At 68.0% G+C, this 13140-nt stretch carries 10 protein-coding genes; 3 read left to right on the forward strand and 7 right to left on the reverse strand.

Features of this window, described 5'->3' with window-relative positions:
* Window positions 1–20 precede the first annotated feature (20 nt).
* Window positions 21–503 (reverse strand): YcxB family protein, encoded by a 483-nt coding sequence (locus F4560_RS45725; protein ID WP_184923185.1) that lies wholly within the window; start codon window positions 501–503, stop codon window positions 21–23.
* A 176-nt stretch (window positions 504–679) separates the two neighbouring features.
* Here F4560_RS45725 and F4560_RS23370 point away from each other — a divergent pair, with 176 nt between their 5' ends.
* Entirely contained in the window at window positions 680–1759 is a 1080-nt protein-coding gene (locus F4560_RS23370; RefSeq protein ID WP_184923187.1) for a DUF4034 domain-containing protein, read from the forward strand.
* A 57-nt stretch (window positions 1760–1816) separates the two neighbouring features.
* Here F4560_RS23370 and yjfF read toward each other — a convergent pair whose 3' ends face one another.
* The 4 genes from yjfF to F4560_RS23390 form a co-directional block, all read right to left on the reverse strand.
* On the reverse strand, window positions 1817–2773 hold the full coding sequence (gene yjfF / locus F4560_RS23375) for a galactofuranose ABC transporter, permease protein YjfF (RefSeq protein WP_184929338.1): 957 nt from the start codon (window positions 2771–2773) through the stop codon (window positions 1817–1819).
* A gap of 74 nt (window positions 2774–2847) precedes the next feature.
* Window positions 2848–3834, reverse strand: coding sequence for an ABC transporter permease (locus F4560_RS23380; RefSeq protein ID WP_184923189.1), 987 nt, complete (start codon window positions 3832–3834; stop codon window positions 2848–2850).
* Window positions 3831–5342 (reverse strand): sugar ABC transporter ATP-binding protein, encoded by a 1512-nt coding sequence (locus F4560_RS23385; RefSeq protein ID WP_184929339.1) that lies wholly within the window; start codon window positions 5340–5342, stop codon window positions 3831–3833. The genes F4560_RS23380 and F4560_RS23385 overlap by 4 nt, the downstream gene beginning before the upstream one ends.
* Before the next feature lie 124 nt (window positions 5343–5466).
* Window positions 5467–6441: an ABC transporter substrate-binding protein gene (locus tag F4560_RS23390; RefSeq protein WP_184923191.1), complete on the reverse strand. Its 975-nt coding sequence runs from the start codon at window positions 6439–6441 to the stop codon at window positions 5467–5469.
* A gap of 553 nt (window positions 6442–6994) precedes the next feature.
* On the opposite strand from F4560_RS23390, the gene F4560_RS23395 reads away from it, so the two are divergent.
* The gene (locus F4560_RS23395; RefSeq protein WP_184923193.1) at window positions 6995–9826 is read left to right on the forward strand and encodes an AbfB domain-containing protein; all 2832 of its coding nucleotides are present in this window, start codon (window positions 6995–6997) and stop codon (window positions 9824–9826) included.
* 122 nt (window positions 9827–9948) lie between these two features.
* On the opposite strand, the gene F4560_RS23400 is transcribed toward F4560_RS23395, so the two are convergent.
* Window positions 9949–10998 carry an NAD(P)-dependent alcohol dehydrogenase gene (locus F4560_RS23400; RefSeq protein ID WP_376775428.1) on the reverse strand — a complete coding sequence of 350 codons (1050 nt, stop codon included), beginning with the start codon at window positions 10996–10998 and terminating at the stop codon, window positions 9949–9951.
* 505 nt (window positions 10999–11503) lie between these two features.
* The gene (locus tag F4560_RS23405) at window positions 11504–11653 is read right to left on the reverse strand and encodes a hypothetical protein (protein ID WP_184923197.1); all 150 of its coding nucleotides are present in this window, start codon (window positions 11651–11653) and stop codon (window positions 11504–11506) included.
* Between the two features lie 536 nt (window positions 11654–12189).
* Here F4560_RS23405 and F4560_RS23410 point away from each other — a divergent pair.
* Window positions 12190–13134: a LysR family transcriptional regulator gene (locus F4560_RS23410; protein ID WP_184923199.1), complete on the forward strand. Its 945-nt coding sequence runs from the start codon at window positions 12190–12192 to the stop codon at window positions 13132–13134.
* Window positions 13135–13140 lie beyond the last annotated feature (6 nt).

The following is a 13140-nucleotide window of genomic DNA, read 5'->3' on the forward strand; positions in this document are numbered from 1 at the left end:
CAACGGCCATGACGTGAAGGCTATGACCTGAAGTCGGACTGCCGCTGTGCGATGAACCCCGCGAACTGCTCCCGCTGCTGCGGAGTCATCTGGTCCTTGTACACGGCCAACGCCTGGGCCTGCCCGAACATCAGGTACCACGCCTCGGGCCGTTCCTCGACCCGGTCGAGGGTCGACCACGCCATCCGCGAGTCGTACACCCCTGACTTCATCGCGATGCCGTTGTCGTCCAGCGTCAGCTGATACCCCTCCCGCACGACGGAGGGCTGCGCGCGCACCGACAGCCGCACCGCCCACGGCTCGACCAGCGTCGCGAGGACGACGGCGCCGACGATCACGGCTATCGGCAGGACGGGGCGGGAGGCCACGATCAGCAGAACGATCCCCAGGGCCGCGAAGAACGCACTCAGGACGCGGAGCCGGATCATCGTGCGCCGCAGCAGGAACTTGATCAAGCGGCGCAGGCGCTGCTCGTCGTAGGCCACCCACATCGAAATGTCCACGGCGGAATGCTAGTTCCCGGACACGTGCGAAATCCCGGCTTCGCGCGCTTGGCGGTGCAACGGTGCAGCCCTTGATCACGAATCGGGCAACCCGCTTGGTCGACGGGAGCCGGTGTTGCAGACTCCCCCGGCGGCCGTGCGGTCCGCCCCGCCGGCCTCACCCAGGAGAGCAACACGTGGTCCTGTCCCTGTTGAAGAAGCCCAGAACGGTCCTCGCCGTCATCTCGCTCATGCGTGAGGCCAAGCGGCGGGGCGTCGAGTTCGAGGACCTGCCCGAGGAGTTGGTCGCACCACGCCTCTGGGGCAAGGTCGACGTGACCCGCTGGGGCCTGGTGCCCCACGCCGACGTGGTCGTGGCGGGACCGGCCGACGCCGACCTGGACGCCGCGTGCGCCGCCGCGACCGAGGGCCTGTGGGAGCCCGCCGCGCGACTGATGTCGTCCACGTGGGGCGATTGGGAACGTCGCAACGACGTGGTGCGGGCGCTGGCGGACCTCACGGTCAAGGACGACAGCTTCATCCGGCGTTGGCACGACGCCGATCCGTCCAGCGGTGATCTCGGAGCCCTGCGCGCGGTGTCGTTGGTGTACGCGGCGTGGGAGGTGCGCGGCTCGGCACGGGCGGCCCAGACCAGCAAGGAGCAGTTCGAGGGGTTCGGCCGCTTGTTGTCCGGAGCGCAGGCCGTGGCCCACCGGGCGGCCGAGGCGTTGCCGGAAGACCCCACGCCGTGGATGGCGCTGCTGATGGTGGCCCGCGGCCTGTCCTACGACCACGACCGGTTCGGCCGGGTGTGGGACGAACTGGTCGAGCGCGCTCCGCACCACCGCGCTTCGCACGTGCAGGCACTCCAGTACTGGTGCCGCAAGTGGCGCGGGTCGCACGAGCTGATGTGCGACTTCGCCATCCGCGCGGCCTCCACCTCCCCCGCCCTCGCCGCACTACCGCTCATGGCCGCCACCGAAGGGGTGGGCGACGACCCGAACGTGTGGCACACACCGATGGTGCGTGACGCCCTCGAAACCCTCCTGCCCCGCCTGGCCGCCGAAGGCGCCGCCACCAAGGCCCTGCGCTCCGACCGCGGCCTGGCGATCGTCGCCCTCATGATCCACAAGAGGAACGACGAGGCAGTCGACCAGTTCCGCGTGCTCGGTCCGCACGCCGACGGCGAACCGTGGTCCAGCTCGTTCGACAACCCCCGCCTCGGCTTCCTCCAAGCCCGGATCGAAGCCTGCAAGGGCGCCCGCAAACCTTCCTGACCCTGACTGGACCGGCAGCGGCTTCGAGACGGGGGCTCGCTCAAATGGAGACCGAGGTCAGGTCCGCCGCACGATGATCCGCTGCAAGGCGATGAACGCCAGCAACAACCCACCGATCACGATCTTCGTCCACCAGGACGACAACGTGCCCTCGAACGAGATCAGCGTCTGGATCGTGCCCAACACCAGCACACCCACCACAGAGCCGATCACGAACCCGACCCCACCGGACAGCAGGCTGCCACCGACCACCACAGCGGCGATGGCGTCCAGTTCCATGCCCACCGCGTGCAGGCTGTACCCGGACAGCATGTACAGGCTGAACAGCAGCCCGCCCAACGCCGAGCAGAACCCGCTGATCACGTACACGCCGATCTTCACCCGCGTGGTCGCCAGACCCATCAGCCGAGCCGACGACTCGCTGCCGCCCACCGCGTACACCGTGCGCCCGAACCGCGTCAGGTGCAGCACGTACACCGCCGCGATCACCGCCACCAGCGCGATCACCACGCCGTACGTGATCGTCACGCCACCCGGCAGCTCGACCGACCCGGTGGCCATGTCGCGGAACGTCGGGTCCTTGATCGACACCGACTCCACGCTGATCACGAAGCACAGCCCACGAGCCAGGAACATGCCCGCCAACGTCACGATGAACGGCTGCACGCCGAACCGGTGGATGATCCACCCCATCGCCAACCCGAGCCCCGACCCGACCGCGAGCACCACGATCACCGTCAGCCAGGCGGGCCACCCGGCCCGCAGCATCGCCGCCGCGATCATCGTGGACAACGCCACCACCGACCCCACCGACAGGTCGATGCCACCGGTCAGGATCACGAACGTCATCCCCACCGCGAGCACGATCAGGAACGCGTTGTCGATGAACAGGTTCGCCATCACCTGACCGGACGCGAACCCCTCGTACCGCACCGAGCCGACACCGAACGTCGCCACGAACACCACGAACGTGGCGATCACCGGCAGGAACCGCTTCGGCACGCTCACGGCCAACCCGGACGACTTGCGGCCGGACGGCTTGCCACCGGGCGCGGACGGCGCCTGCGGCGTGACCACCACTGACTGCTTCACGCGGGCACTCCTTGCTTCCCACGAACACCACGAACACCACGAACCCGAATCCGGACCGGCGCCTGCATCAGGCACACCGCGATCACCACGACCGCCTTGAACACCAACGTGATCTCGGGCGGGATGCCGATGGAGTAGACCGTCGTGGTCAACGTCTGGATGATCAACGCGCCGAGCAGCGTCCCGGTCAACGAGTACCGGCCACCCGCCAACGACGTGCCACCGATGACAACCGCCAGGATCGCGTCCATCTCGATCCACAACCCGGCGTTGTTGGCGTCCGCCGCGCTCACGTTCGAGCTGATCATCAGCCCCGCCACCGCCGCGCACACAGCCGCGAACACGTACACGGTCCAGATGATCGTGCGCGCCTTGACACCGGCCAGCCGCGACGCCGACGGATTGACCCCGACCGACTCGATCAGCAGCCCCAACGCCGTCTTCCGCGTCACCAACGCCACCAGCCCCAGCACCGCCAGGCTGATCAGGATCGCGATCGGCAGCACCAGGAACCCGGCGCCCACCTGCCGGTAGGAGTCGTCGTTCACGGTGACGATCTGGCCCTCGGTGATCAGCATCGCGATACCGCGGCCGGCCGTCATCAGCACCAGCGTGGCGATGATCGGCTGGATGCCCAGCACCGACACCAGGAACCCGTTCCACAGCCCCAGCGCCGCGCACAACAGCAACGCCAGACCCATGCCGATCCACGCATCACCGCCAGAAGCGATGTACGTGCACGTCACGGCACCCGCGATAGCCGCCACCGCACCGACCGACAGGTCGATCCCGCGCGTGGCGATCACCAGCGTCATGCCCAACGCGATCAACAACGTCGGAGCGCCGTTGCGCAGGATGTCGATCAAGCTCCCGTACAGGTGCCCGTCCTGCAACCGCAACGAGAAGAACGACGGCGTCACCACCACGTTCAACACCAGCAACGCGACCAGCGCCAACACCGGCCACAACAGTCGGTTCTTCACGACACCACCGCCTTCTCCACACCGCGGTCGACGCCGTGGTCGACGCCGCCCGCGATGAGCGCCATCACGTCGTCCACGCCCACGTCACCGTCCAACTCGGCCACCTTCTGCCGGTCGCGCATCACCACCACGCGGTCGGACACGCGCACCACCTCCTCCAGTTCGGCGGAGATGAACAGCACTGCCATGCCCTCCGCCGCCAGATCCGCGACGACCTTCTGGATCTGCGCCTTCGCGCCCACGTCGATACCGCGCGTCGGCTCGTCCAGGATCAACAGCTTCGGCTCGGTCACCAACCACCGCGCCAACAGCACCTTCTGCTGGTTGCCGCCCGACAGGTTCCCGACCGCCCGGTCCGGATCGGCAGGCCGGATGTCCAACAACTCGATGTACTTCGCCACCAACTCGTCGGCAAGCTTCCGCGGCACCGGCCGCGCCCACCCGCGCGCCGCCTGCAACGCCAGGATCAGGTTGTCCCGCACACTCAGGTCGGCCACGATGCCCTCGCCCTTGCGGTCCTCCGACGAGAACGCGAGACCGACCCCGATCGCCGCCCTCGGCCCGGTCAACCGCACCGCCTTGCCATCCACCAGCACCCGACCGGAATCGGCCTTGTCCGCGCCGAACAGCAGCCGCGCCACCTCCGTGCGACCCGAACCCAGCAACCCGGCCATCCCGACCACCTCGCCGGACCGGATCTCCAGGTCGAACGGCGCGACCGAACCCTTGCGCCCCAACCCCTCGGCCACCAGGAAAGCCTGACCCGGCGTGCCCGAACGGCGCTCGATCTCCTCCAACACGCCCATCTCACGGCCCAGCATCGCCGACACGAGCTCGATCCGGCTCAGCTTCGCCGTGGCGTACTCGCCGACCAACCGGCCGTTGCGCAACACCGTCATCCGGTCCGAGATCTCGTACACCTGCTCCAGGAAGTGCGAGACGAACAGCACCGCGACACCCTCGTCCCGCAGCACCCGGATGATCCGGAACAGCTCCGCGACCTCGTCCACGTCCAGACTCGACGTCGGCTCGTCCAACACCAGCACCCGCGCGTCCACCGCGACCGCCCGCGCGATCGCGACCAGCTGCTGCACCGCGATCGGGTGGCTCTCCAGCACGGAGCCCGGATCGATGTGCAGGCCGATGCGCTCCAACAGCTCGGCGGAACGCGCGCGCATCGCCTTGCCGTCGATACGGCCGAACTTGCGCGGCTCACGCCCGAGCAGGATGTTCTCCGCCACGGTCAGGTTCGCGCACAGGTTGACCTCTTGGTACACCGTGCTGATCCCGGCGGCCTGCGCCTGCGCCGGCCCACCGAACGACACGGACTCGCCCGCGTAGCGGATCTCGCCCGCAGCGAGCGGGTGCACCCCGGTCAGCGCCTTGATGAGCGTGGACTTGCCCGCTCCATTCTCGCCCATCAACGCGTGGACCTCGCCGGGGAACAGCCGGAAATCCACCTCTTGCAAGGCTTTCACTCCGGGGAACTCCACCGAGATACCCCGCATGTCGACGACCGGCTCGGTCACCGGACAACTCCCCTCACACGAACCTCACGACAAGATCCTCACGTAACGATGGGTGCGGCCCCCGCCACCACTCCCGGAGAGTGGCGGGGGCCGCGGCTCGGTATCAGTACTTGCGGTCGGGGAGCGCGGCCTTGGCCTGCTCCGAGGTGAACGAGGTCTCCTCGGTCACCACGCGCGGCGGCACTTCCTCACCCGCCACGACCTTCTTCGCCAGCTCCATCAGCTGGTCACCCAGCAGCGGGTTGCACTCGACGATGAAGTTGATCTCACCGGCGGCCAGCGCGGTCATGCCGTCCTTCACCGCGTCCACGGTGATGATCTTGATGTCCTTGCCGGGCACCTTGCCCGCGGCCTTGATCGCCTCGATCGCGCCCAGACCCATGTCGTCGTTGTGCGCGTAGACCACATCGATCTGCGGCACCGACTTCAGGAACGCCTCCATGACCTGCTTGCCACCCGACCGAGTGAAGTCACCGGTCTGCGTCGCCACGATCTTCAGGTCCGTGCCCGCGATGGCGTCCTCGAAGCCCTTCTTGCGGTCGATCGCAGGCGCCGCGCCCGTCGTGCCCTGAAGCTCGACGACGTTCTTCGCGCCCGCCGCGTTCTCCTTCAGCCATTCACCGGCCTTCTTGCCTTCCAGCACGAAGTCCGAGCCGAGGAACGTCTTGTACAGCGACGTGTCGTCCACGTCCACCGCGCGGTCGGTCAAGATCACCGGGATGTTCGCGCGCTTGGCTTCCAGCAGCACGGCGTCCCAACCGGTCTCCACCACCGGGCTGAAGGCGATGACGTCCACCTTCTGCTGGATGTAGGACCGGATCGCCTTGATCTGGTTCTCCTGCTTCTGCTGCGCGTCGGAGAACTTCAGGTCGACCCCGGCCTTCCCGGCCGACTCCTGGACCGACTTGGTGTTCGCGGTGCGCCAGCCGCTCTCGGCGCCCACCTGAGCGAAGCCCATCGTGATCTTGCCGTCATCCTTGGCGCCGGTCGACCCCGCGTCCCCGGACCCACCGGAACCACACGCGGTCAACGCGGCCAACATGACCGCGACAGCGGCGGTCGTGATCTTCTTCAGCACTGGATCTTCCTCCGTGTGAACCCGGCACGTGGCGGGCGGCGAGCTGCGTGACCGATGTCACTGGGTCGCAACCTTGAACCTCGGAAGACGAGGGCGTCAAGGCTGTTGACGTCATTCCTTCGTAACTTGAGTGCGTTGTTACATCGTTGTAACCAACAAGATCACGCAGAAAGCCTAGTCACTCTGTTTGCTTCTGTTGTTTCTTGTTGAATACCGTTAACGGCAGCCACCGAGCCGCCCCGGCCGACAAGCCGGCGAGCGCGGCGACGCCCCTCAGTGTGATCCAGGTCTTTACAACGTTGTACCAACGATGTAAGAAATGGCTCGTGACCTGAGTCACTGGGGTCAGGAGCAACCCATGTCGCAGTCGGCCGCGCACAGCAGCCGGCGGCGACGACCGGGGAGACCCGGCCACCCCGGAGTGGGGTGCTCCGCCAAGGCATCGGCTGCCCGGAGTCGAGGTCGAGATCGCAGTCACCACGTCCGCTTCGGACGTGTGCGTGAACGCCATCCACCCGTGTCGCAACCCGTTACCTCCACCTGAAGGAGTTCCATGCGCAGCCTCGTCGCCTCGACGGCGGCCGTGCTGGCACTGGCCGCCGGCCTCGTCGCCGTGCCCGTCGCCACACCGATCGCGTCCGCCGCCATCGTGTCCAAGACACCGCCGCTGTCCACGCCGTGGACCGACCAGGTGTCCACGACCAACCCCCTGCCCGAGTACCCGCGTCCGCAGATGACCCGCTCGGACTGGCAGTCGCTCAACGGCGAGTGGGAGTTCCTCAACCCCGCGACCGACGACGCGGGCAACGTCGACCGCAACGCCTCGCCGCCGCTCGGGCAGACGCTGCCCGAACGCGTGCTGGTGCCCTACCCGATCGAGTCGGCGCTGTCGGGCATCATGCGCAACGACAACCGCGACCTGATGTTCTACCGGCGCACGTTCACCGTGCCGCAGTCCTGGTCCGGCCGGCGTGTGCAGTTGCACTTCGGCGCGGTGGACTACGAGGCCACGGTGTGGGTGAACGGCACGCAGGTCACCACGCACCGGGGCGGCTACGACCGGTTCGAGGTCGACGTCACCGCGCAGCTCAACGGCGGCACGAACGAGATCGTCGTGCGCGTCTACGACCCGACCGACGGCCGCGGCGAGAAGCAGCCGGTCGGCAAGCAGGTGAACAACCCCAGCGGCATCTTCTACACCCCGTCGTCGGGGATCTGGCAGACGGTGTGGCTGGAACCGACCCCGACGTCGTCGGTGTACTCGGTCGACATCCGCCCCAACCTGGCCGACAACACCGCCCGGGTCCGGGTCTTCACCCGCGGGGACGTCAAGGACCACACCGTGCTGGCCGAGGCGATGACCGGCACGACCGTCGTGGGCGGCGCCACCGGCGGGTTCACCGAGTTCTCCGTCCCGGTACCCAACGCCCGCCGCTGGTCACCCGACGACCCCCACCTCTACAACCTGCGCGTCTCGCTGCGCAACGCCTCCGGCAACACCGTCGACCAGGTCGTGAACTACTTCGGCATGCGCGAGGTCGGCAAGAAAGTGATCGACGGCGTCCTGCGACCCACCCTCAACGGCGAGTTCGTGTTCCACGTCGGCACCCTGGACCAGGGCTTCTGGCCCGACGGCCTCTACACCGCGCCCACCGACGCGGCCCTGGCCTTCGACCTGCAGAAGCACAAGGACCTGGGCTTCAACATGGTCCGCAAGCACATCAAGGTCGAACCCGCCCGCTGGTACTACCACGCCGACCGGCTCGGCCTGCTGGTGTGGCAGGACGTCCCGTCCACACCCGCGTTCGACGACAACCGCACCCAGGCGCAGATCGCCCAGTTCGAGACCGAGGCCCGCGAGATCGTCGACGAGCACCGCTTCTCCCCCTCCGTGGTGGCCTACGTGCCGTTCAACGAGGGCTGGGGCGAATGGAACCTCGCCGACACCAAGACCCTCACCACCGCCCTCGAGAACTACGACCCGACCCGGCTGATGAACGCGCACAGCGGCTACAACTGCTGCGCCTCCAAGGGCGACCCCGGCACCGGCGACATGATCGACTGGCACATCTACACCGGACCCGACGCACCACGCCCCTCGGACACCCGCTTCTCCGTGCTCGGCGAGTTCGGCGGCGTCGGCCTGCGCACCCCCGACCACGAGTACAGCCCCAACGGCAAGTTCTTCGCCTACGAACAGGTCCACAGCAACGCCCAGCTCAACGACCGCTACACCGGCATGGTCCGCGACGTGAAACACCTGATGACCACCAAGGGCGTCTCCGCCTACGTCTACACCGAGATCACCGACCTCGAAGGCGAGTACAACGGCCTGCTCACCTACGACCGCCGCGTACAGAAAGTCGACACCAACCAACTACGCGCCGCACACACCGACCTCATCAACACCTCACGCAACCTCAACTCACCCGTAAAGCTGACCCCCGGCCACGTCCGCTCGCTCGGCGTGACCACATCCGGCTACACCGACCGCTACCTGCGGCACTCCGACTCCAACGCCCGTACCGACGTGCTGAACACGGGCAGCTCCGACGGAGCCCGCCAGGACGCGTCCTACAAGACCGTGACGGGTCTGTCCGATCCGCGCTGCTACTCGTTCGAGTCGGTCAACTCGCCCGGCAAGTTCTTGCGGCACGCGAAGAGCCGGGTGCGCATCGACAGTGACAACGGCAGCTCGTTCCGCGCCGACGCCACCTGGTGCGCCAAGCCGGGTCTGGCGGCAGGCGGAACGTCGTTCGAGTCGGCGAACTTCCCCGGCATGTACTTGCGGCACTACGCCGACAACGTGTACCTGGCCCGCAGCGGTGGCACGAACGCCTGGGACACCGCGACCGGCTTCGCCGCCGACGCCACCTGGAACACCGGCAGCCCGGCGCTGTGGCGCAGCTCGGTGCTGCTCCCCACGGACGTGCGCCAGTCCCTGCGGGTGACCACGTGGGGTCACACCGACCGCTACCTGCGGCACTCCAACAGCCTCGCCTACACCGAGATCGTCAACGCCAACAGCGGCGCCACCCTCAAGGCCGACGCCACCTACACCGTCCGACGCGGCCTGGCCGACTCCTCCTGCTACTCGTTCGAGTCGGTCAACTTCCCCGGCCAGTACCTCCGCCACGCCGACAGCCGGGTACGCAACTCATCCAACGACGACACGGCCGGGTTCCGCGCCGACGCCACCTTCTGCGCCCGACCGGGCATCGGCGGCACCGGCGTGACGTTCGAATCCATCAACACCCCCGGCTCCTACCTCCGCCACTACGCCTCACAGGTGTACATCGCCTCCGGTAACGACTCGGGCTTCAACCGACCGCAGACCCTGACCGCCGACAGCAGCTGGAACGTCGCCGCGCCCTGGGCGCCCTAACCGCCCCACCCGCCGTGGTGGTCGCACCCGCGACCACCACGGCAAGTTCCCCGCCCTGCACCCACCGATCAAGCAGCCCTCACCCGATCCGACACAGCGTCGTCGCGCGGCAACGGGCTCCGTCAGTCGGCGAGGGTGGTGATGTCGATGACGAACCGGTACCGGACGTCGGAGTCGAGGACGCGTTGCCACGCAACGTTGATCTCATCGGCGCGAATGACCTCGACCTCGGGGGCGATGCCGTGCTCGGCGCAGAAGTCGAGCATCTCCTGGGTCTCGGCGATACCGCCGATCGTCGATCCGGCGAACGAGCGGCGGTTCGCGAAGAGCGTGAACAGGGTCACCGGGACCGGCTCTGGTGGCGCGCCCACGTTCACGATCGTGCCGTCGAGGGCGAGCAGCCTCAAGTAGCCGTCGAGGTTGATCGGGGCGCTGACCGTGTTGACGATCAAGTCGAAGGTGTTCGCCAACCGCTTGAAGGTCGCCGGGTCGCTGGTCGCGTGGTAGTGGTCGGCGCCGAACCGCAGCCCGTCCTCGCGCTTGCGCGGGCTCTGCGACAGCACGGTCACCTCGGCCCCCATCGCGTGGGCCAGCTTGACCGCCATGTGGCCGAGCCCTCCCAAGCCGACGACGGCGACCTTCTTGCCGGGCCCGGCTTTCCAGTGCCGCAGCGGCGAGTACGTCGTGATGCCCGCACACAGCAGCGGGGCGGCCGTCACGAACGGGATGGCGTCCGGGACGCGCAGCACGAAGTGTTCGTCGACGACGATGTGGGACGAGTAGCCGCCCTGGGTGACACGGCCGTCCCGGTCCACACCGTTGTAGGTGTCGGTGAACCCCCGCAGGCAGTACTGCTCGTTGCCCGACAGGCAGTTCGGGCACTCGCGGCAGGAGTCCACCATGCAGCCCACCCCGACCCGATCGCCGACCACGTGCGCGGTGACCTCCGACCCGACCCCGACAACGGTCCCGGCTATCTCGTGCCCGACGGTGAGCGGGTACGACACCCGGCCCCAGTCACCCCGAACGGTGTGGATGTCGGAATGACAGATCCCAGCCCAGGCAATCTCGATGAGCACGTCCTTCGGGCCCACAGCACGCCGTTCGACCACACCGGGTACGAGCGGGTCCCTGGCTGAAGTCGCGGTGTACGCACGCGCGGAAGTCATCAATGTCCTTCGCACAGGAATCGGGGAACGGAGCGACGCCCTGCATCGTATCCGGAAGAGCGGTTCTGCAATCCCGTGAGGAGTCGGTGTTCGACTTCGGCGGCGATGTGGGAGCAGACCTCCTGCATCTCGTCTCCGAGGGTGCGTCCGAGGCGTGCGGCTTAGGCGATCTCGGGCCCCGCCGTCGGCGATCAACGGCTTGTTCCCCGGAGAGCCAGGGAGTGTCCACAGTGGACAGCGCGCCACCCGGGTAGGCCGCGCGCGGGCGGAGGGCGGGCGCGGGCGGAGGGCGGGCGCGGGCGGAGGGCGGGCGGCATGACCGGCGGGGAACTCGATCCGCCATCGCACATCCCCGACTCCGCCCGACCAGGTGGTCGGGGTTGAGCGATCTGGCGGCGTCACCGTTCGGCATGCCGTTGGCGTTGTGGTGGGGCTCGACGGGCCGCCCCAAGGGCGTCGTCGTGGACCACCGCGGACGCGCCCGCGGTGTGGATCGCCGACACCGGTCTCACCACGTGCTTCCCGCCCACGCCACGCCCGGAACTCGTGCTGGACGACCTGGCGGCCCGGCCGCGCCCACCACGATGACGCAGGCGCCGGCCGCCTCGATCACGCCGACCACGACGTCAATGGACGTGCGGCGTTTCTCTTCGAGCACCACTGCACCTCTTCGCCAACCCCATTCGTGCCCGAAGGGCGTCGATCGACACCCGATGGCGGCGACGGGCGCGACGCCCGCGATCGACGCGCCCGCATTCCCGCCGGCGGGACACATCGGACCACGAACCATCACCGAAAGTGACCGGGAGGAGTTCGCGGCCGGTCATTTCTGAACGGCGCTCGTCGGCCGTGATATCGGGCGATAAACGTCCGCGCTTCGGTGCCGACGTCGACGCAATGCGGTTCCGCGCCGGACGGTGGCCGTGCCGCGCGCCGGGGTCGCCCCACCGCCCCGCGACCGTGCCCGACCTGACCTCGGATCGGGTTTCGCAGTGACACCGAATAAACGTTCTACCACCGCTTTCCGCCCGCCGGACCCCCAACGCGGGACGACGTGGCACACGTCACAGCCATTTCCCGGCTTGCCCGCGCACGCCCCCGCGAGTTCCCGGGGAGCGGTCCCCGAAAGCCCGCGTGCGCTCGTTCGGCGGTGCTATGGTCTAAGGCGCAAGGCTTCACAGAATTGGGGGATTCGTGAATTGGGTTGATCTGCGCACATTTCGGCTGGTCGCCGAAGAAAGGTCTTTCACCAAGGCGTCAAAGCGCCTTCACGTCTCCGTGTCGGCGGTTTCCCAGCGGATCCGGAGGTTGGAGCGCTCGCTCCGCAACAAGCTGCTCGACCGCACGACGACCACCGTGGCCCTGACCGAATCGGGAAAGGCGGTGTTGGAGGCGATCACGGTCATCGACCGGATCTGGGAGACCACGCAGCGGGAGGTCGCCCAGCCGAGCGACCGGCGGCGCGACGACCTCCGCAGACCGCTGCGGGTGGGGTTCTGCCGGACGAACCCGGCGACGGTGTGGGACCGGATCACGGCGCTGGAACCGTTGCTGCAGTGGGAACCCCGGCACTACCGGTCCACCACGCTGGGGCTGGACGACCTGCGTCGGGGTGAGGTCGACTTCCTGGTCTGGCAGACCTGGTACGGGGTGACGACCCGGCTGGAGCTGGACCTGACCGGCCTGCACAGCCAGGACATCGCGCACGACTCGGTGTGGGCCTACCTCGGCGAGCACCACCCGCTGGCCAAGCGCGCCGTCCTCGACATCGCCGACCTGCGGGACTTCGACCTCATCGCGCCCGTCGAGGACCTGTACGACCTGGTCGTGCGGATCTTCGCCGAGCAGTCGGTGACGTTGCGGTTCGTGCACCACGTCGACTCGACGGAACTGATCGACGACCTGCTGCGGATGACGACGGCGATCGACATCGCCCCGCCGTCGCGGACGCCCGTGCCGGGGGTCGTGCGCATCCCGCTCAAGTCGGCGCCGAGCACCAGGCACGCGTTGACCTGGCGCGACCACCCCGTCGCCAACCAGCTCGGGCCCGACCTGCACGAGTTGCTGCGCAAGAACTACGTCGCGCAGGCCGTGCAGCGGAACCCGCGGCACCTCGAACGGATGATGGCCGTCTCCTAGGCGGCG

The sequence above is a fragment of the Saccharothrix ecbatanensis genome, from assembly GCF_014205015.1.
GTDB lineage: Bacteria > Actinomycetota > Actinomycetes > Mycobacteriales > Pseudonocardiaceae > Actinosynnema > Actinosynnema ecbatanense.